Source organism: Nitrospirillum amazonense (assembly GCF_007828045.1).
Lineage (GTDB): Bacteria > Pseudomonadota > Alphaproteobacteria > Azospirillales > Azospirillaceae > Nitrospirillum > Nitrospirillum amazonense_C.
This window is the reverse complement of sequence record NZ_VITN01000001.1, coordinates 523,156-542,331: the sequence shown is the minus strand read 5'-3', so window position 1 is coordinate 542,331 and position 19,176 is coordinate 523,156. Positions and strand designations below refer to the sequence as shown.

Genomic DNA, 19,176 nt, shown 5'->3' with positions numbered 1-19,176 from the left:
TGAGACTTAAACGACAGGCGGCGGGGCGGTATCGGCGGCGGGGCGGGCGCGCTTGGGCGCCCCGTCCTTGCCAGGCCTGGGGTCAGGCTTGGACGGCTTGGGTTCGTCCGCGCCGCTCTCAGCCTTCAGGTGGCGGCGGACGGCCGCCGCGGCCACCACCTCCCCCTTGTCGGCGTAGCGCTCGTGGTTGGTTTCGATGTCGTCCAGCTTATAGAGGTAATTGACCATCAGGCCATGCGATTGGGTCAGGCCCTTGGGCGACAAATCGCCCAGGAAGTTCAGGCGTTCCAGCCGGGCGCCATTGCCCAGGTGGAAGCGGGCGACCGGATCCACCGGCTTGTTGCCGCGGGACTTGGCCTTCAGGAAATAGTGCGCCGCCGCCTGCAGCAGCACAGGCGACACGGTGGCGGCGGTGCCCGGATCGCGCTGCCAGTCCGGCTGGTCCAGCGCCGCCAGGATGGCCTTGTCCGCCGGCGCCAGCACGGCAGACGCCTCGTCCCCGCGCTCCCGCGCCAGCCATTTGGCGAAGGCCGGCACGGGCGACAGCGTGACGAAGGTGCGCAGGTTGGGCAGTTCTCCCCGCAAATCCTCCACCACCTGCTTGATCAGGAAGTTGCCGAAGGAAACGCCGCGCAGCCCCTCCTGGCAGTTGGAGATGGAATAGAATACGGCGGTGGTCGCGTCTTCCTCCGCCATGGGCGCGCGGCCTTCCGCCAGCAGGGCGTCGATACTGGCCGGGATGTCCGGCGCCAGCGCCACCTCCACGAAGATCAGCGGGTCGTCGGGCAGCTGGGGATGGAAGAAGGAGAAGCAGCGGCGGTCGGCCGGCGCCAGGCGGCGTCGCAGGTCGTCCCAGTCGCGGATGGTGTGCACCGCCTCATACCGGATGATCTTTTCCAGGATGTTGGCCGGCGTCGTCCAGTCGATGTGGCGCAGCACCAGGAAACCGCGGTTGAACCAGCTGGCCAGCAGGTGGCTAAAGTCGGCGTCCACCGCCTCCAGCGCCTGCTTTTCCACGCCCTGCGCGTCGGCCATCACCCGGAACAGGGCCTCGCGCATGCGCACCACCGCCTCGGTCCCACCGGGGGCCAGGTTCAGACGGCGGAACAGCTCCTGCCGCCGCGCCTCGGCCGCGTTGTGCAGGGCCAGCGCCGTGTCGGCGCCCGGCGCCGCGCGATAGGCGTCAATCGCCTTGTCCAGCTTGATTGGATCGGGCCCGAAACGATAGGCCAAGTCCAGCAGGAAGGCGCGCTGGCCCGTGGTGTCCAGCCGCGCCCACTGGTCCAGAATCTGGCCCGCCAGCGCCACGCCAGAGGCCTCACCCCGGCCGGACAGCAGGGTGTCGCACAGGGTGGGCAGGTCGCGCTTGGGCTGCCCCTTGGCGGACAGCGGCATCAGCTTGGCCGCGTCCTCCAGTAAATCCTCCACCATGGGGCCGTGACGGCGCACCAGGGCGCGGCCACGATCGGCGATGGTCGTCAACAGGGACCGGAAGAAGGTGCTGCTGCTCATGGGCTGGACCTCATGGCCTTGCAAACTGGAATGGGCAAACTGGAATGGGCGAACCGGGGTGGGCGAACCACGGAGTGAGATAGCGGCGAGCGGTCACCGCACAATGGTAGGCCGGCCGAGCGTACCCGCCAAGGCCGGCGGAGGGCTGGACACGGCCTGCGGTGTCGACATGTTGGACACGAAGTCGGACAGGCTGTCGCCCTGGATGCCGATGTGGCGCCGCATCAGGCTTTCCGCCCGATCGGGGTCGCCCTCCAGCAAGGCGCGCACCACGTCGTCATGCTCCTGCACCGACTTCGCGACACGCCCCAGTTGGTGCAACTGGTTGCGGCGATAGGGGGACAGCCGGTTGCGCACCCGCCGCGTCTCTTCCTCCAGCTGGCGGTTGTGGCTGCCGGCGTAGATCACCTCGTGAAAGCGGGTGTTCATGGCATAGTAGACGTCGGGGTCGCCGGCCGCCGCCAGGCGCTGGCACTCGGCGTGGACGGCCATCAGATCCGCCCGTTCCGCCGGCGTCATGCGGCGGGCGGCCAGGCGGGCGCACAAGCCCTCCAGCACGGCCATGATCTCGAACAGCTCAAGCACCTGGCGCACGTCCAGGCCCACCACCACGGCGCCCTGACGCGGGCGGATTTCCACGAAGCCCTGGGCCGCCAGCATCTTCAACGCCTCCCGCACCGGGGTGCGCGAGGTGCCGAAACGCTGGGCCAGCACCTGTTCGTCCAGCCGCATGCCCGGCAGGGCGCGGCCGGCGCAGATATCATCTTCCAGCGCGCGGGCCAATTGCTCGGAACGGGTTTCGGGAAGGGCCATGGGTCACCTCATCCGGGGCAGGGCAGGCGTTATCGGCGGCCGACGACCGACATCCCCTTGCCTGATTTTACGCATACACCAGTCATCTTCATGCATGCAAGACACACAATCTTGCGTTTCAGAGATTGACGCCTCCGGGTCGCTCTGACATGCTTCCGTTACCCAAGCATCTGCAAATAAACACATATTTCGCCATTGCAGCATTTACTGAGCAATTGCGGAAGCCGGGAGGATGGCGCGCCGGAGTTGGCGCCCAAGTGCTGGAGCGGACCGCCACATCCGGCCCCGTCTTTATCTGTTTCCTTGTCAGAACCGACGCTTCAGGCCCAACCCCACGCCGGACCAGAAGAAGACCGGCGCCTGCCCACGGTGAGGAACACGCCCCCATGCCGACCGATCAGACTTCGACCGATCAGACTTCGACCGATCAGACCTCGACCGATCAAAGGTCCAACATCGCCTTGTCGCGCCGCGCCCTGCTGGGGGGCATGGCGGCCAGCCCCGTCGCCCTGACCCTGGGCGGCACGGTGCTGAGCGCCGGCGGCTTGCTCCCCACCCTGGCCCAGGCCCAAACCACCTTGAAAATCTCCCACCAGTTCCCGGGCGGCACGCTGACGGAGGGCGATTTCCGTGACCGGCTGTGCCGCAAGTTCGCGGCGCAGGTGGAGGCGGAGACCAAGGGCGCCCTGAAGTTCGAGGTCTACCCCGCCTCCTCCCTCATGAAGACGGTGGCGCAGTTGCAGGCCCTGCGGAAGGGTGCCTTGGACTTCACCCTTTATCCCATGCCCTACGGCGGCGGCGAGGTCCCGGAGATGAACCTGGGCCTGATGCCCTGCCTGGTGACCACGTATGAGCAGGGCCTGGCCTGGAAGAAGAAGCCCATCGGCGAGGCGCTGACCAAGGCGCTGGAGGCCAAGGGCGTGAAAATCCTGACCTGGGTGTGGCAGGCGGGCGGCGTCGCCGCGCGCGGCACGCCGGTGCTGCATCCCGCCGACGTGAAGGGCATCAAGATCCGGGGCGGGTCACGGGAAATGGACATGATGTTCAAGGCGGCCGGCGCCGCCGTCTCCTCCATTCCGTCCAACGAGATTTATGCCGGTATGCAGACCGGCAACCTGGACGCCGCCGTGACCAGTTCCACCAGCCTGATCTCCTTCAAGCTGGAAGAGCAAAGCAAGAGCCTGACCGCCGCCCGGCAGAAAAGCTTCTGGTACATGCTGGAACCCTTGATGATGTCCAAGATCGTGTTCGACGGCCTGCCCGCCGCCCAGCAGAAGGCCCTGCTGACGGTGGGTGAGTCGCTGGAGCCCTTCGGCCTGGAAGAAGCCAGGAAGGACGACCAGCGCGTGGCTGAGATCTACGCCAAGGCGGGCTTGAAAGTCGTCGACATGGACGACAAGGTGATGGGCGAGTGGCGCGCCATCGCCCGCGACACCGCCTGGAAGGATTTCGCCGACCGTTCCGCCGAGGCCGCGGCGCTGTTGAAGCTGGCCGAGGATGTGGCATGAGGGCTGCCGAGCTTGACAAGGGGCCAGGGGCTGCGCGCCTGCCCCGGGGAGCGTCGGCCCCCATCCGCTGGACGGGCATGGCCTTGGCCTGGACCAACCGCATCATCGCCACCGTCGCGGCGGTGGCGGTGGTGGCCGCCGGCATCGTCATGACCGAAGAGGCCTTGGCACGGTACTTCCTGCACCAATCGTCCGACTGGCAGGACGAGACCGCCATTTTCCTTCTGGTCGGCGCCACCTTCCTGTCCGCTGCCTATGTCCAGTCGCGCCGGGGCCATGTCGCCATCGAGGCGGTGGGCGGGCTGCTGCCCGCAGGCGTGGAGCGCATGCGCCGCTGGGTGGCGGATCTCATCTCCTTCCTGTTCTGCGGCTTTTTCTCCTGGAAATCCTGGGTGCTGTGCCATGAGGCTTGGGTGGAGGGGTACGCCACCTTTTCCTCCTGGGCGCCGCCCCTGTGGATTCCCTACCTCGCCATGTCGGCGGGCATGACCCTGCTGACCCTGCAGATCGCCCTGCAATTGCTGGCGCCCCATCCGGTGGATGCTTCGAACCAAGGACATGCCCATGGGCACGGTTGAGATCGGCCTGCTCTACGGCGGCGCCACCCTGGTGGCCCTGTTCGCCGGCCTGCCCATCGCCTTCGCGCTGGGCGCCGTCGCCGTGGTCTTCATGTACTTCTTTATGCCGGCGGCATCGCTGGATACCGTCACCCAAAATGTGTACGAGGAGATGGCCAGCATCACCATGCTGACCATCCCCCTGTTCATCCTGAAGGGTGCCGCCATCGGCCGGTCACGCGCCGGTTCCGACCTTTATTCCGCCCTGCATGTATGGATGGGCCGGGTGCCGGGCGGCCTGGGCGTGGCCAACGTCTTCGCCTGCGCCCTGTTCGCCGCCATGGCCGGCAGCAGCCCCGCCACCTGTTCCGCCATCGGCAGCGCCGGCATTCCCGAGATGCGCCGCCGCGGCTATTCCCCCGGCTTCGCCGCCGGCATCATCGCCGCCGGCGGCACCCTGGGCATCCTGCTGCCGCCCTCAATCACCCTGATCCTCTATGCCGTCGCGGCGGAACAGTCGCTGGGCCGCCTGTTCCTGGCCGGGATCGGGCCGGGCGTGCTGATGGTGGTGCTGTTCGCCATCTACGCCGTGGCGCGCTATCGCCAGGAAAAGGCGGCGGCCACGGCGGCCTACGCCCAGGGCGGGACGTGGTCGGAGCTGCTGCGCACCGACACCTTCACGGCGCGCGAACGCTTCGCCGCCATTCCGCGCGTGCTGCCCTTCGTCATCCTGCTGATCGGCGTCATGTTCGCGCTGTACGGTGGCATCGCCACCCCCTCGGAAACGGCGGGCCTGGGCGCTGTCCTGGCGCTGGTGATGGTGGCCGGCATCTACCGTATCTGGCGACCGGGGCAGATGGGCCCCATCCTGATGTCCACCCTGCGGGAGTCCACCATGCTGATGATGATCATCGGCATGTCGCTGCTGTATTCCTACGTGATGAGCTACCTGCACATCAGCCAGGGCGCGGCGGAGTGGATCGTGGGCATGCACCTGTCGAAGTGGGTGCTGCTGGCCGCCATCCTGGCGCTGGTGGTGGTGCTGGGCTTTTTCCTGCCGCCGGTCAGCATCATCCTGATGACGGCGCCCGTCATCCTGCCGCCGCTGAAGGCCGCCGGGTTCGACCTGATCTGGTTCGGCATCATCATGTCCATCGTCATGGAGATGGGCCTGATCCACCCGCCGGTGGGCCTGAACATCTTCGTCATCAAGAACATCGCGCCGGACATTCCCCTGCGCGACGTGGTGATGGGCGTGCTGCCCTTCGTGGGCCTGATGCTGGTGTCCATCCTGGCGCTGTGCGTCGTGCCGGGCCTCGCCACCTGGCTGCCCGCCGCCGTTTACGCCGGGTGAACCAGCCGCCAGGAGGAAGGGGGCGGTCCCGCCAGGGCCACCCCCTGCCTCTTTTCCGGATCTGGCCTCCGTATCAGGCCGCGTCGGTGCGAATCTCGGCGACCACGCCGTCCACGACGGTCTGCAGCTTTTCCACCCGGCCGGACAGCAGCTTGGACAGGTCGGCGATGCCGTCGGCGGAGCCGTTGGTGTCGGTCCAGGCCGACAGCGTCTCCTCACAGCCCCGGGCGGCGGCACCGGCGCTCTGCACCGCCTCGGCGGCGCTGCGGGCGATCTCCTTCGTGGCGGCATCCTGTTCCTCCACCGCCGCCGCGATGGCAGAGGTGGCGGCGTCCACGTCGAAGATGACGGTGGCGATGGATTCGATGGCCTCCGCCGCCTCATGCGTGCTGTCGCGGATGGCGGCCACCTTCTGCGCCACCTCCGAGGTCGCCAGGCCGGTCTGGCCGGCCAGGTTCTTCACCTCCGATGCCACGACGGCAAAGCCCTTGCCCGCCACGCCGGCGCGCGCCGCCTCGATGGTGGCGTTCAACGCCAGCAGGTTGGTGCGTTCCGCGATCTCGCTGATGGTGGCCAGCACGCTGCCGATGCTGGAGGCCGCTTCCGACAAGCCGTTGATGATGGCCTGGGCGGAGCGCGCCCGCTCCGCCGCCTCGCGCGTCACGCCGGACGAGCGGGTGACCTGGCTGCTGATTTCGGCGATGGCCTCGGACAACTGCGAGGCCGCGTCCGCCACCTGCGCAGCGCTGTCCAGCGCGTCCCCGCCCGAGGCGGCGATGGCGCCGGCGTTGTCCGACCCGCGCCGCACCAGGGCGCGCAGATCGTCGGCACAGCCGCGGGCGTCGGTGGCCGCCCCCGCCACCTCGCCGGCCAGGCCGCCGACATCGCTTTCCAGGCGCCGGGCCAGGGCCAGCATCAGGCGGTTGCGTTCGTCCCGCGCCTGGGCGGCCATGGCCTCGCGCGCGGATGTCGCCTGGGCCAGTTCCTCATGCGCCTGGCGGGCGTCGGCCAGGGCCTCGTCCGACCGCTGGAAGGACCGGGCCATGGTCTGGGCCAGCCAGGCCAGCAGGGCACCCTCGAACACCACCAGCCAGACGTACATCAGAATGCGCAGGTATTCCCCACCGCGGACACCCGCCGACTCCGGAACCGTCAGCCCGCCGACAATGAAGAACATCGCCACGGCCGCCGCGGATGCCGCCAGCGTGCGCCCGTCGCAAAAGCCGGCGGACACGGCGACCAGGATGTAGACATAGACCTGCATGCCCGTCTGCCACGCGTTGCCGGCGAAGGCCCAAATGGACAGGGCGCCGGCCAGGGGCAGGCAGGCGGCCAGCACCAGGCGGCTGGCCGGGGGCGGCAAGGTCGCCCAGGCGCCCGCCGCCGCCACCACGACCAGCAGCGTCGCCGCCGGCTGGCGCCAGTCGAACCCGCCCAGAACCACCAGTTGGGCAGCCAGAAGAACGAAAATCTGCGCCACCAGCAACGTCAGCACCAACAGCGTGGTGGTGCGGCGGACACGGTCCAAGGGCGACAGATTTGCAGCAGAGGCAAGCGATGCGGCAGGCATGAGGCCAATCTCCCGGAAAAGGTTTTCTCAGATAATCGTTCCCGGTATGCCTCGCCTTGACTTGGATCACTAATGTGCAATGAAGCGGGGCCCCACTGAGGCCCCCTCATTGGGGGCGCCCATTGGGGCCCGATGGCCTGGCATCAACCCATGGCGCGGGAAGCGGCGATCAGAAGAACGCCTGGCTCAGGTTCTGCTGCGGCGCCTGCACGGGGGTCGCCAAGGTCTCCACCGACGCCAGCCACTGGAAATAGCTGACCACGACCACGCGCACGGCGCTGGACAGGCTGGTCTCGGCATCACGCGAGCGGTCGATCACGTCCAGCAGCTCGGCGATCTGGCAGCCTTCCTGGCGGGCCAGCAGGTCCAGGCCGGTCCAGAACTGCGGTTCCAGCCGCATGGAGGTGCGGCGGCTGCCCACGCGGACGCTGCGCGGCACCAGGGACCGCGGCGCCGTCGCCTGATGCACGGCGGCCAGAACCGGAAACGGAAGGCGATGGCTGGTCAGAACGGTCATGTCCATGCTCCGAGACAAGGATCCGGAAGCGCTACCGGAGCGCATTATCCGGGGGTGTGATGGCGGTCCTTATCAAAGCGGGGGAAATGTAGTTACATAACTGTAGACTCATACAGGGTTAGGCGCCTTTGACGCGAAAGAGGTGCCCCAACCCGTCAATCGCGCGCCCCTCCCGGGCCCCTTGGACGCTTTCCCATGATCCTGGACGAAGCCCTGAACCGGTTGGGCCAGCCCGACAATCCTGATGATTTATTCAATACATTCAGTCAGTTGGCCCGGGACCTCGGCTACGCCGCTGTCAGCTACATCGACAGCCGCCCGGGCCCGGCGCCGGGCGAACCGGACCTTTTCGTGCGCACGACGGTGCGGGAGGATTTTCTCCACACCTATCTGTCCGAAGGGTATATGAGCCACGATCCGCTGATGGCGATGGCGAAGCGACAGGCCGCCCCCCTGACTTGGGCCGACGTGCCGGAGTTCCATGCCAGCCTGCAAGCGCCCTCCAAGCTGGATCTGCCGGCGCGCGGCCGGGCCAAGCAGGATGCCCAGCGCGCCATCGCCGTCATGACCTCAGCCGCCGATCACGGCTACACCCAGGGTTATGTCATTCCCACCCACACGGTCGACCCGCAGGGCCGGCTGGCCTCGGCGGTGGTCAGCCTGTTCTGGACGCAAAAGCCGGAGGGGCTGATCAGCCCGGATTCCGCGCCGGCGTGGCTGCGCCTCAGTGCCCTTTATTTCCATGAACGGGTGGTCAGCATGCGCCTGACACCCGTCGCCCCGCCGCCGACACTGACCCAGCGTGAACAGGAGGCCCTGGTATGGGCCAGCCGGGGCAAGACGGTGGAGGAAACGGGCGAGATCATCGGCGTCTCTGGCCGCACCGTGACCTTCCACCTGCAGAACGCACTGGAAAAGCTGGGCTGCTACTCCAAGATCCACGCCGTGGCCAAGGCCATTCAGATGGGCCTGATTTATCCTTAACTTGGCTTCAGGCGCCAGCGGCCGCATCCGCGGCCTCGGCTATCCTCGCTCCGCCCTACGGTGCTCGCTGCGGGGCTCGCGGTCGCGAGCCTAGTGGCCTTAATTCGGCTTCAGGCGCCAGCGGCCGCATCCGCGGCCTCGGCTATCCTCGCTCCGCCCTACGGTGCTCGCTGCGGGGCTCGCGGTCGCGAGCCCGGAAAAGGGCGCCGGGGGACAGCCGGCACCCTTCACACTGAGGGACCTCAGAACTGCGACGCGCGGCGACGGCTGACCAGGCGCTGCAGGTACTGGCCGTAGGGGCTGTTCTTGTAGGCCCGGGCCTGGGACAGCACGGCCTCTTCATCCACGAAGCCGAGTTCGAGGGCGATTTCCTCGGGACAGCCGATCTTCAGTCCCTGGCGGTGCTCGATGGTGCGCACGAACTCCGCCGCCTCCAGCAGCGAATCATGGGTGCCGGTGTCCAGCCACGCGGTGCCGCGGCCTAGGCGTTCCACCAGCAGGTCGCCTTGCTGCAGATAGACGTTGTTGACGTCGGTGATCTCCAGTTCGCCGCGGGGCGAGGGCTTGATCTCGCGGGCGATGTCCACCACTCGGTTGTCGTAGAAGTACAGGCCGGTCACAGCCCAGTTGGACTTGGGCTCCTTCGGCTTTTCCACGATGCTGATGGCGCGACCCTGCTCGTCGAATTCCACCACGCCATAGCGGTGAGGATCCTCGACCCAATAGGCGAAAACGGTGGCGCCATCCCTCACCGAGGCGGCCTTCTGGGCCTGGGCGCTCAAGCCCTGGCCGTAGAAGATGTTGTCGCCCAGCACCAGGGCGCAGGGGTCGTTGCCAATGAAGTCCCGGCCGATGATGAAGGCCTCCGCCAGGCCGTTGGGCGCCGCCTGCTCGGCGTAGGACAGGCTGATGCCCCAGGGCGCGCCATCGCCCAGCAAATCCTGGAACAGGGGCAGGTGGTCCGGCGTGCTGATCAGCAGGATGTCGCGGATGCCGGCCAGCATCAGGACCGACAGCGGGTAATAGACCATCGGCTTGTCATAGATGGGCAGCAACTGCTTGCTGACACTCTTGGTCAGGGGGTGCAACCGGGTGCCGGAACCGCCCGCGAGGATGATGCCCTTCATTTGAATAAGCCTTGCATCTTATAAGGTTAAAGGAAAATCCGCAGTTGCGGCGCCAGGATCAGGCCGGCAGCAGGACGTCCAGGCTGCGGGCCAGGCTGTCCTGCCAGGCCGGCGCCCGCCAGCCGAAGACCTGTTCCAGCAGTGCGCAGTCCAACACCGAATTGGCCGGCCGCCTGGCCGGGGTGGGATAGTCCGCCGTGCCGATCGCCACCAAGCGCGGCACCTTGGCGCCCCGCGCCTGGGCCTGGGCGAAAATCTCCGCCGCGAAGCCGTGCCAGGTGGTGGCGCCGGTGCCGCACAGGTGATAGGTGCCGAAACCGTCGCGCTGGCCGTCCAGGATGCGGTTGCCCACCGCCACCAGGGCGTCGGCGATGTCCGCCGCCGCCGTGGGACAGCCGTGCTGATCCGCCACCACGCGCAGTTCTTCCCGCTCCGCGCCCAGGCGCAACATGGTCCTCAGGAAATTGGCGCGGTCGGGGCCGTACACCCAGGCCGTGCGCAGGATGACATGGGCCGGCAAAGTTGCCCGCACCGCCTCCTCGCCCGCCTCTTTCGAGGCGCCGTAGACGCTGACGGGACCGACGGGGTCGGTTTCCACGTACGGGCCCACCTTGGTGCCGTCGAAGACGTAATCCGTCGACAGGTGCAGCAGGGGGGTGTCGCGCACGGCGCAGGCGCGGGCCAGCGCCGCCGGGCCGTCACGGTTGGCGGCATAGGCCGCATCGACCTCGCCCTCGGCCTTGTCCACGGCCGTGTAGGCGGCGCAGTTCACCACCAGATCGGCGGCCGACACCGCCCCCTGGACAGCATCGGCGTTGGCGATGTCCAACGCCTCGCGGCCCGGGGCCGAGACTTGCCAATGGGCAGGCACCGCGCGCTGGAAGGCCAAGCCCACCTGGCCGGCCCCGCCCAGCAGCAATACCCGAACGGTCCCCACGCTCTCTCCCGTCATGAACGGTCCCCTCAGCCGACGGCAGCGGCGGCGGGGGCGGTCACGCCCAGGCGCTGGCCGGAATACTTGGCCTCGCGGATGGGTTCCCACCACCAGCGGTTCGCCAGGTACCAATCGACCGTGCGGCGGATGCCTTCCTCGAACGTCACCGACGGTTCCCACCCCAGCTCGCGCTTGATCTTAGAGGCATCGATGGCGTAGCGCTGGTCGTGGCCCGGACGATCGGTCACGAAGGTGATGAGATCGCGGCGCTTGGTGCTGCTGGGCAGGCGCTCGTCCAGCAGGTCGCAGATGGTTTCCACCACGTACAGGTTGCGCTGTTCGGCGTTGCCGCCGACGTTGTAGCGCTCACCCGGCACACCCTTGCGCATGATCAGCACCAGGGCGCGGGCATGGTCCTCCACGAACAGCCAGTCGCGGACGTTGTCGCCCTTGCCATAGACCGGCAGCTTCTTGCCCTCCATCCCGTTCAGGATCATCAGCGGGATGAGCTTTTCCGGGAAGTGGAAAGGGCCGTAGTTGTTGGAGCAATTGCTGAGCAGCGTCGGCAGGCCATAGGTGTGGTACCAGGCGTTGACCAGATGGTCCGACGCCGCCTTGCTGGCGGAATAGGGCGAGTTGGGCGAATAGGCCGTGTCCTCACGGAACAGCCCCTCCTCACCCAGCGAGCCATAGACCTCGTCGGTGGAGATGTGGTGGAAGCGGAAGGCGGCCTTGCGCTCCTCCGGCAGGGCCTGCCAGTACTCGCGCGCCGTTTCCAGCATCACGTGAGTGCCGTTGATGTTGGTGCGGATGAAGACGCCCGACCCTTCGATCGAGCGGTCGACATGACTTTCCGCCGCCAGGTGCATCACGGCGTCCGGCTGGTGGCGCTTGAAGATGTCGCGCATGGCCTCGACATCGGCGACGTCGGCCTTTTCCAGGACGGCACGGCCGCCGGCCAGAACCTCACCGATGGCTTCCAGGCTGGCCGCGTAGGTCAGCTTGTCCACGCACACCAGATCGTCCTGCCCTTCGGACGCCAACAGGCGGCACACCGCGGACCCAATAAAACCGGCCGCACCCGTCACCATTATCTTCACGCGCCAAACTCCTTGAAGACCCTCGTCCTGCCATCCCCGGGCGGCAGGTCTGAACAATGCGCCCGAAAATACAACTCCGTCCCGGCCAAAAGCAAACCCGGTGACGTATGTCTTTATCGTTCCGGCACGGCGAGCCGACAGAGCATCCGCGACGTCCCGCCAAAAGTAGGGTCGTCCGGCCGCAGGTCGTACACCCCTTCGCTATTAACCTAGGGCAACGCGAATAAACAACTGCTCGCAAGCCTACGCTATAGGTCTGCGTCATAAATCAGAGACAGCCGCGGCCAGGATATTGATGTACGACCAAAGCAACCGTGACGAATGCGCCGGATACGATACTGTTGAGGACGAAAAAACGCCCGTCAATACAGGGCATCATATGATCAAGCGGACCTGAGAACGGAGAGAGAAATGGCTGGCAAGAGCGGACTATTGATCACCGGCGCCGTTATCGTGGTTCTGGGCGTGCTGGCCCTGGCCGTGCCCATGTTCACCACCAAGGACACCAAGGAACTGGCCAAGATCGGCGACCTGAAGGTCACCGCGAAGGAAGAGAACACCCACGTCGTCCCCCCCTTCGTCGGCCCCGCCGCGCTGATCCTGGGCGTGGTGCTGATGGGTGCCGCCCTGGTGCGCCGCTAACGCGGCCGTCACCGCTCAGCGCTTTCCCACACGCCGCCCGGTGAAGGGGTTCCAGCCCGTCTCCGCCAGGGCGGCCCAGGCCGTGGCGCCCAGATGGGGCTGGTGGTAATAGCGGAAGTCGTCCGTGGTTGAGCTTGGGCCCACCGCCAGGCCGGTGCTGACCGTGCCGGCGGCGGTGGCGTAGAGCAGCCCGCCCGGGTCCCTGGCCGCCTGGACGGTGGCCAGGGCCGCCGCCGCCTTGTCCGGCTGGCCCAGCATCTTGTAGGTAAGGGCCGCCTGCGCCGTACCTTCGATCCAGACGCCGTCGCGGTCGTCATTGAAGTCGAAGCCGCCGGCGGTGGCGTGGTGCGCCTCCGCCCAGGCCAGCGACCGGCGCCAATCGGCCGGCGCATCCCCGATGCCCAGATGCGCCCACAACTGTATGTCCAGCGCCGCCCCGGGTGCCCAAGTGCGGCCATCCGGCTTGGTGCCGATGCGGAAACGCCCTTCCGTCCCGTCCCAGGCCGCCGCCACGAAGCCGCGCGCCAGGGCGGCGTGACGGGTCCAGTCGGCGTCGCCCGTCAAGCGCGCCAGCCAGGTGAAGGCCGCCGCCGCGTCAATGTTGTGTTCCGTCGCCTTGTAATTCAGGCGCTGTTGGGCGGGATCGAAGCCATCCAGCCCGCCGATGAACCCGCCCGGCTGGGCGGGATCCGCCATCAAGTCCGCCACCCAGCGCATCAGGCCGGCGGCGCGGTCACGATAGCCCTCCTCGCCTGTCGCCTCGTGCAGCGTCAGCAGGGCCAGCGCCGCCCAAATCACGTTTCCCGTGGCGCTGCCGTCCTGATAGCCGTCCTCCGCCCACTGGCCGGCCTTGTCATCCCACCAGCCTGGCGGCAGGGGGGGGCTGGCGGCGGCACCGGCGCGGTAGGCATTGCGGACCCGCCCGTCCTTGAAGGTCCGGTCAGTGGTGGCCGCCCGCGCCAGGGCGTCGCCAACAAGGCGGGCGTCCTCGACATGGCCGCATGCCACCAAGGCGATGGTGGTCAGGGCGTTGTCATAGGTGAACGCGCTGTGCGCCAGGGCGGGATGGGTGTCGCCGGGGTAGCTGCCCACGAAACGGGGGGCCGATCCGGGCGCAGCGCCCCGTACGGCATGCTGCAATGCAACACAGGTCTGCGCAGCAGCCGGCCCCAAGGGGCTTGCCAAGCAAAAATAGATCGTCGCCAGGGCAATTTTCCTAAAATGCATGATAATTTCCCAAAACAAACGACAGATATATTCTCATAGTTTGTCGGAATGATGGTGGCGGGGCAGTAGGTGGTCCAAATATACACCTCACCGGTTCCACAACCCCGCGTGCAACGCAGCCCAACGATGCATGCGGGACTTGTTTTCATCTTGGTAAGGTTTTGCTAATAAACCGCCCGTAAACAATTGGCCGCCGTCGCAGGTGCAGCATAAGGCATTGGGTCCAACACCCCCTTGTGCTACGCGGCAAAGAATGGCGGACCACCGGGGCAGCAGAGAAGAGAGATCAGCGATGAACACGAAGTTCCTGGGCATTTTGGCCACCGTTTCCCTTTTTGTCGCCGGCCCCGCGCTGGCCGAGTGCAGCACGCACGCCAACCCGCCGTCCATCCCCGATGGCGCCGGCGCCACCACCGAGCAGATGACCAGCGCCAGCGCCTCGGTGAAGGGCTACATGGCGGACATGCAGGACTTCCTGAAGTGCCTGGAGAATGACAAGGCCGCCGGCTCCGCCAAGTACAACGCCGCCGTCGATCAGATGCAGACCATCGCGAACGAGTTCAACAAGCAGCTGCGTGCTTTCAAGGCCAAGGGCTGATTGTCCGCGCGCTCAGCACTTGATTTCAGAAAAGGAAGGATGGACCCGCTGCCATCCTTCCTTTTTTATTGGCTTCTTTTATTGGCCTTTTTTTAGGCCCCGCAGTCAGGTGGCGGTGGACCAGTCCAGCTTGTCCGCCCGCCGCAGGGCCGGGAACAGCACGCACCACAGCGCCACCACCGCCACCGTGCCGATGCCGCCCACCACCACCGCCAATTCCGTTCCCAGCCAGGACGCCGTCAGGCCGGACTCGAATTCGCCCAGCTGGTTGGACGCGCCGATGAACAGGCCGCTGACGGCACTGACCCGGCCGCGCATCTCATCAGGCGTGCCCAGCTGCACCAGGGTCTGGCGCACGAAGACGCTGACCATGTCGACCGCCCCCATGACCAGCAGGCTGAGCAAGGCGATGGCCGGGGAACGGGTGAGGCCGAAGACGATGGTGGCCAGGCCGAACACGCCGACGCAGGCCAGCATGATGGGCCCCACCCGGCGCTTCAACGGCCAGGCGGCCAAGGTCAGGCCCACCAGGATGGCGCCTGCCCCCGGCGCACCGCGCATGACGCCCAGCAGCATGGGCCCCGTGAGGCCCAAGAGACCGGCGTCGGCGGAGAACTGGTCCCGCGCCAGGGCCGGCAGCAGGGCGGTGGCGCCGCCCAGCAGCACCGCGAACAGGTCCAGCGAGATGGCGCCCAGCACGATGGGCTGCCGGCGGATATAGCGGACGCCGCCCAGGATGCCATCCCAGCTGACCGGGGCGCGGGTCACGGCGCGCGATGGCGCGGATATGCCGATCACGATCAGGCCGGCCAGCACCAGGAAGCCGGCGCCCACGCCGAACACCCAGTCATGCAGGCCGGCATAGAGCACACCGCCCAGCGCCGGCCCCAGCACGCCCGCCACCTGCATGGCGGATGAGCTGATGGCCACCGCGTTGGGGAAGTCGGCCTTGGGCACCAGGTTGGGCAGCAGGGCGGAGGAGGCCGGCGCCTCGAACGCACGGGCGGCGCCGAACAGCATGACGGCGGCATAGACCAGCCATACCGGCAGGTCGGGTGATGCCAGCACCACCCCGGTCATGGCCATGGCCGCGGCCTCCACGCCCACGCAGATGGTGATGATCAGGCGGCGGTCCAGCCGGTCGGCGGCATGGCCGGTGACCAGCACCAGGCCGACGGAGGGCAGGAACTGCGCCAGGCCGATCAGGCCCAGGTTCATGGTGCTGCCGGTGCGGTCGTAGATGGCCCAGCCGGCGGCCACCGCCTGGATCTGCAGGGCGCCCATGGACAGGATGCGGGCCAGCCAATAGCGCAGGAAGGCCGGGTGGCGCAGAGCGCCGCCCCAGCCCTTGCGGGCCGGCCCATCCTGGGGCGTGGGGTTGGGGGCGGTGGCGTTGGAAGGGGGGCTGCTCATTACGTCTCTGCTGCTTACGGGCCGGCGGGGTCGGGCACGGCGGCGAAGGATCCGGCGGGGCCGGGATAGACAACCGGGCTGGCATAGCCATCTTTGGAGACGGCGGCGACACCGAAGAACCAGTCGTCGATGACGACATTGGGCAGGGCCACGGTGGTGGCGTCCCCGGCCCAGCGGTCATGCTGCCAGGTGGGCGCCAGGGTGTCGCGCCACCAGGCCCGGTAGCCCACGGCGCCCGGAACCTTGCTCCAGCTCAGCGTGGTATCGTGCTTCAGGGCGCCCTCGACCTTCACGTCGCCGGGTGGGGCCGGGGCCCAGGCCAGGCTGGCCATGGTCAGGGCGTTCAGGCGGGTCACCTGGGCCAAATAGGGGAAGTCGACACCATCGATGGTGTCGCCATAACGCACGCCGCCCTCGGTGCGCAGGTCCTGATGCTGGCGGGTGTAGTTCTCATGCGCCTCAGTCACCCGCACGGCGGGGAAGCCGGCCTCGAGGAACGGCACCTGGTCGCCGCCGCGGCCAAAGCGGTCAGTGCGATAGACCATGCGCACGCTGAAATTATCCAGGTAGCGGGAGGATATGCCGGCCATGTAGCGCGCCAGGTTGCGCGAGGGGCTGTCGACCTCGCCCCCGGAATAGCGGCGCTGGTTGGCCTGCTTCACCGTCTCCACCGCCTTGGTGCCTTCGGAAAAGACGCGGACATGGGTGTTGTCCACCACGCCGTCCTCGCCCTGGGTGTTGCCGACGATGTCGTTGTTGAGGTCGGCCTCCACCAGCCAGCCCTGCTCCTTGGCGTAGTCGGCCAGCACCTTGCCGCCCAGCAGGCCCTGTTCCTCACCCGACAGGGCCGAGAACACCAAGGTGGCGCGGAACTTGTGATGGGACAGCACACGGGCCGCCTCGATGGCCGCCGCCACGCCGGAGGCGTCGTCGTTGGCCCCCGGCGCGTCGGCGGTCGCGTTCATGACATCCGTCACGCGGCTGTCCAGGTGGCCGGCAATGACGATGACCCGTTGCGGTTCCTCCGTGCCCTTCAGCACGGCCACCACGTCCATCACCTCCGTCGGGTTGGGCACGCGCTTGCCCGACACGGTCTGCGCCGGCGTCACCACGGTCAGGCAGCCGCCACAGTCCTTGGAGATGGCCTCGAACCGGCTTTTGACCCAGGCGCGGGCGGCGCCGATGCCCCGGTCAGGCGACATGGTGTCGGACAGGGTGTGGCGGGTGCCGAAGGACACCAGCTTTTCGATCGTGGCGTGCAGCTGTGCCGGGTCGACCTGGGCCGCGATCTCCCGCAGCACCGGGTGGTCGTCAACGGGCCCGACGGCGGCCGCCTCGGCCATGGGGGCGTCGGGTTTGGCGGGCTTGGCCCAAGCCCCGGCACCATGGAGCGCCGCCCCGGCCAGCAGCAGGACGGACAGCGAACGCACGGACCGAGGGCGTTGGGGCATGGGGCCTCCCTATGATTTGGTGACTGAACTGCCGGAATCTTATGGCGCCACGATGCTGTAGCGTCCCGCCCCAGGCAAGGGCCGGTACACAGCTCGCGCCGTCGCAAGCGGCAGTCCTGCCATGCCTTGCCCGGTTGACTTGTGCTACTGTACTGCAGAGCAACGCCAAAGGGGCAGGACCGCGATGGGCGGATGGATACGGAAAGCCACCTTGTTCATTGTCATGGTGGTGATGATAGGGGGTGGGGGGTACATCGTCGACCGGCAGATTCTGTCCCACCACGCCATTTTCTGGCGTGGTTTTTTCATGGGCGGCTTCTTGTTGGCCTTCGGCCTGTATGTGCTGATCGACGACTTCATCGCCCCCCTTGTCCGGCGGCTGCGGACCACCGGGCGACGCGCTTAATCCTCCCCCGCCAGGTATCCCGCCGCCGCCTGGGCGATGGCCAGCAGGCGGGCGTCAGCGCCGCGCGGGGCCAGCAATTGCAGGCCCACAGGGCAACCGGCATCGTCCGTGCCGACCGGCAGGGTGACGGCCGCCATGTCCCCCAGGTTGGCGACGCAGCAGTTGCGCAGGGCCATCAGGTTGGCGCGGCCATAGGCGGGCGGCTCCGCCAGGTCGGCCAGCAGCGGCGGGGTGATGGCCACCGTAGGCAGGGCCACCACATCGACATCGTGGAACAGGGCCTGCACGCCATTGGCGAAACGGTCGAGGAAGGCGACGCGCGCGTCACAATCCAGCACGTCGGCCGATGCGCGGATGCGGGGGCCGACATAGGCGTCCAGGCTGGGCAGCCAGGCCGGCAGTTCCTGGCTGAGGAAGCCATAAATCTCCGCCCCCGCCAGGCCGCCCCGGCGGAACAGGGCCAGGGCCTCGTCCAATTCCGGGATGGTCACGCTGTCGACCGGTCGGAACAGGCCGGTCAGTCGCTCCAGCGCGGTGTCCACCGCCGCGACCACGCCGGGGCTGCAGTCCTGCCACAGCGTGTCCGGCGCGCGGCCGATACGGATGACGCCAGGGTCCATCAGCGGATCGATGGGGGTGCCGGTCAACAGGCGATAGCCCTGGGCCAGGTCATCTGCCGTCAGCGCCAGGATGCCCACGGTGTCCAGGCGGGGCGACAGCGGCACGATGCCATCGGTCGCCAGGTGTCCCCGCGCGCTTTTGTAGCCATAAAGGCCGTTCCAGGCCGCCGGGATGCGTACCGACCCTGCCGTGTCGGTGCCCAGCGCCAGCAGGGCGGACCCCTCATGCAGGCTGAGCGGCGCGCCGGTGCTGGACCCACCGGGCACGCGGTGGTGATCACGGTCCCAGGGGTTGCGCGGCGTGCCCCAGTGGCCGTTGGCCCCCAGGCCGCCGAAGGCGAATTCCACCATGCGGGTCTTGCCGGTGACGACCGCGCCCTGGGCCAGCAGGCGGCCGACCACGCCGCCCGGCTGGTTCCACATCGGCGGCAGGCGGCGGGGGGAGCCGGCAAATACCGGCCACGTGCCGCCACACACCGTTCCGGTACCGTAATTATCCTTCAGCGACAGGGGAATGCCGTCGAAATCGCCCAGGGGGTGGCCCGCCCGGCGGCGGGCGTCGGCGGCATCCGCCTGGGCGCGCAGCAGGCCGGCGCTGAAGGCGACATAGGGATTGTCGCGGGCGTCGGGCCGCTCCGCCCGGGCGGCGATGCAGGCCTCGGCCAGGTCACGGGCGGTCAGGGTGCCGTCCTTCAGGGCGGCGAGGGCGGTGGTGAGATCCATGGGACGGCGCCTTCGGAAGGGGCGTTTTTCGGGGCCGGCCGGATCCTGGCACGGGGACGGTCCCAGCCACAACCTGGCAAGAGGGCAACCCGGCAAGAGGTGCGACAACCGGACGCCATA

Annotated in this window: 18 protein-coding genes; 7 read left to right on the top strand and 11 right to left on the bottom strand. The window is 67.8% G+C overall.

Annotated features, from left to right (window positions below):
- Positions 1–6 precede the first annotated feature (6 nt).
- Both FBZ89_RS02190 and FBZ89_RS02185 read right to left on the bottom strand, forming a co-directional pair.
- Positions 7–1,512: a malonyl-CoA decarboxylase gene (locus FBZ89_RS02190; RefSeq protein ID WP_145748380.1), complete on the bottom strand. Its 1,506-nt coding sequence runs from the start codon at positions 1,510–1,512 to the stop codon at positions 7–9.
- A 93-nt stretch (positions 1,513–1,605) separates the two neighbouring features.
- Positions 1,606–2,325, bottom strand: coding sequence for a GntR family transcriptional regulator (locus tag FBZ89_RS02185; RefSeq protein ID WP_145748379.1), 720 nt, complete (start codon positions 2,323–2,325; stop codon positions 1,606–1,608).
- Between the two features lie 386 nt (positions 2,326–2,711).
- On the opposite strand from FBZ89_RS02185, the gene dctP reads away from it, so the two are divergent.
- Genes dctP through FBZ89_RS02170 form a run of 3 tightly spaced genes read left to right on the top strand, consistent with a single transcriptional unit; the run spans position 2,712 to position 5,744 of the window.
- Complete coding sequence (gene dctP / locus FBZ89_RS02180) at positions 2,712–3,833, top strand: TRAP transporter substrate-binding protein DctP (RefSeq protein WP_246171990.1); 1,122 nt, start codon at positions 2,712–2,714, stop codon at positions 3,831–3,833.
- Positions 3,830–4,411 (top strand): TRAP transporter small permease, encoded by a 582-nt coding sequence (locus FBZ89_RS02175; RefSeq protein WP_145748378.1) that lies wholly within the window; start codon positions 3,830–3,832, stop codon positions 4,409–4,411. The genes dctP and FBZ89_RS02175 overlap by 4 nt, the downstream gene beginning before the upstream one ends.
- Positions 4,398–5,744 carry a TRAP transporter large permease gene (locus tag FBZ89_RS02170; RefSeq protein WP_145748377.1) on the top strand — a complete coding sequence of 449 codons (1,347 nt, stop codon included), beginning with the start codon at positions 4,398–4,400 and terminating at the stop codon, positions 5,742–5,744. Before FBZ89_RS02175 ends, FBZ89_RS02170 begins: the two co-directional genes overlap by 14 nt.
- 73 nt (positions 5,745–5,817) lie before the next feature.
- On the opposite strand, the gene FBZ89_RS31365 is transcribed toward FBZ89_RS02170, so the two are convergent.
- Both FBZ89_RS31365 and FBZ89_RS02160 read right to left on the bottom strand, forming a co-directional pair.
- Positions 5,818–7,314, bottom strand: a complete 1,497-nt coding sequence (locus FBZ89_RS31365; protein WP_246171989.1) for a methyl-accepting chemotaxis protein — start codon at positions 7,312–7,314, stop codon at positions 5,818–5,820.
- 169 nt (positions 7,315–7,483) lie between these two features.
- Entirely contained in the window at positions 7,484–7,831 is a 348-nt protein-coding gene (locus FBZ89_RS02160) for a ribbon-helix-helix domain-containing protein (protein WP_186457145.1), read from the bottom strand.
- Between the two features lie 195 nt (positions 7,832–8,026).
- Here FBZ89_RS02160 and FBZ89_RS02155 point away from each other — a divergent pair, with 195 nt between their 5' ends.
- Positions 8,027–8,815, top strand: a complete 789-nt coding sequence (locus tag FBZ89_RS02155; protein WP_145748375.1) for a helix-turn-helix transcriptional regulator — start codon at positions 8,027–8,029, stop codon at positions 8,813–8,815.
- 242 nt (positions 8,816–9,057) lie between these two features.
- On the opposite strand, the gene rfbA is transcribed toward FBZ89_RS02155, so the two are convergent.
- Genes rfbA through rfbB form a run of 3 tightly spaced genes read right to left on the bottom strand, consistent with a single transcriptional unit; the run spans position 9,058 to position 11,976 of the window.
- On the bottom strand, positions 9,058–9,942 hold the full coding sequence (gene rfbA / locus FBZ89_RS02150) for a glucose-1-phosphate thymidylyltransferase RfbA (RefSeq protein ID WP_145748374.1): 885 nt from the start codon (positions 9,940–9,942) through the stop codon (positions 9,058–9,060).
- A 58-nt stretch (positions 9,943–10,000) separates the two neighbouring features.
- Positions 10,001–10,894: a dTDP-4-dehydrorhamnose reductase gene (gene rfbD / locus FBZ89_RS02145; RefSeq protein WP_145748373.1), complete on the bottom strand. Its 894-nt coding sequence runs from the start codon at positions 10,892–10,894 to the stop codon at positions 10,001–10,003.
- Between the two features lie 11 nt (positions 10,895–10,905).
- On the bottom strand, positions 10,906–11,976 hold the full coding sequence (gene rfbB / locus FBZ89_RS02140; RefSeq protein WP_145748372.1) for a dTDP-glucose 4,6-dehydratase: 1,071 nt from the start codon (positions 11,974–11,976) through the stop codon (positions 10,906–10,908).
- A gap of 411 nt (positions 11,977–12,387) precedes the next feature.
- On the opposite strand from rfbB, the gene FBZ89_RS02135 reads away from it, so the two are divergent.
- Positions 12,388–12,618 (top strand): hypothetical protein, encoded by a 231-nt coding sequence (locus tag FBZ89_RS02135; protein ID WP_145612381.1) that lies wholly within the window; start codon positions 12,388–12,390, stop codon positions 12,616–12,618.
- 15 nt (positions 12,619–12,633) lie between these two features.
- Here the strand turns inward: FBZ89_RS02135 and FBZ89_RS02130 are convergent, their stop codons facing one another.
- On the bottom strand, positions 12,634–13,710 hold the full coding sequence (locus FBZ89_RS02130; RefSeq protein WP_145748371.1) for a YyaL domain-containing protein: 1,077 nt from the start codon (positions 13,708–13,710) through the stop codon (positions 12,634–12,636).
- 427 nt (positions 13,711–14,137) lie between these two features.
- On the opposite strand from FBZ89_RS02130, the gene FBZ89_RS02125 reads away from it, so the two are divergent.
- Positions 14,138–14,443 (top strand): hypothetical protein, encoded by a 306-nt coding sequence (locus FBZ89_RS02125; protein WP_040846122.1) that lies wholly within the window; start codon positions 14,138–14,140, stop codon positions 14,441–14,443.
- Positions 14,444–14,548: 105 nt separating this feature from the next.
- Here the strand turns inward: FBZ89_RS02125 and FBZ89_RS02120 are convergent, their stop codons facing one another.
- Positions 14,549–15,856 (bottom strand): MFS transporter, encoded by a 1,308-nt coding sequence (locus tag FBZ89_RS02120; RefSeq protein WP_145748370.1) that lies wholly within the window; start codon positions 15,854–15,856, stop codon positions 14,549–14,551.
- A gap of 14 nt (positions 15,857–15,870) precedes the next feature.
- Positions 15,871–17,307 (bottom strand): M20/M25/M40 family metallo-hydrolase, encoded by a 1,437-nt coding sequence (locus FBZ89_RS02115; protein WP_145748369.1) that lies wholly within the window; start codon positions 17,305–17,307, stop codon positions 15,871–15,873.
- 211 nt (positions 17,308–17,518) lie between these two features.
- Here FBZ89_RS02115 and FBZ89_RS02110 point away from each other — a divergent pair, with 211 nt between their 5' ends.
- Positions 17,519–17,713 carry a hypothetical protein gene (locus FBZ89_RS02110; protein ID WP_145748368.1) on the top strand — a complete coding sequence of 65 codons (195 nt, stop codon included), beginning with the start codon at positions 17,519–17,521 and terminating at the stop codon, positions 17,711–17,713.
- Here the strand turns inward: FBZ89_RS02110 and FBZ89_RS02105 are convergent.
- Positions 17,710–19,056, bottom strand: coding sequence for an amidase (locus FBZ89_RS02105; RefSeq protein WP_186457144.1), 1,347 nt, complete (start codon positions 19,054–19,056; stop codon positions 17,710–17,712). The two genes, FBZ89_RS02110 and FBZ89_RS02105, sit on opposite strands and share 4 nt — an antisense overlap.
- Between the last annotated feature and the right edge of the window lie 120 nt (positions 19,057–19,176).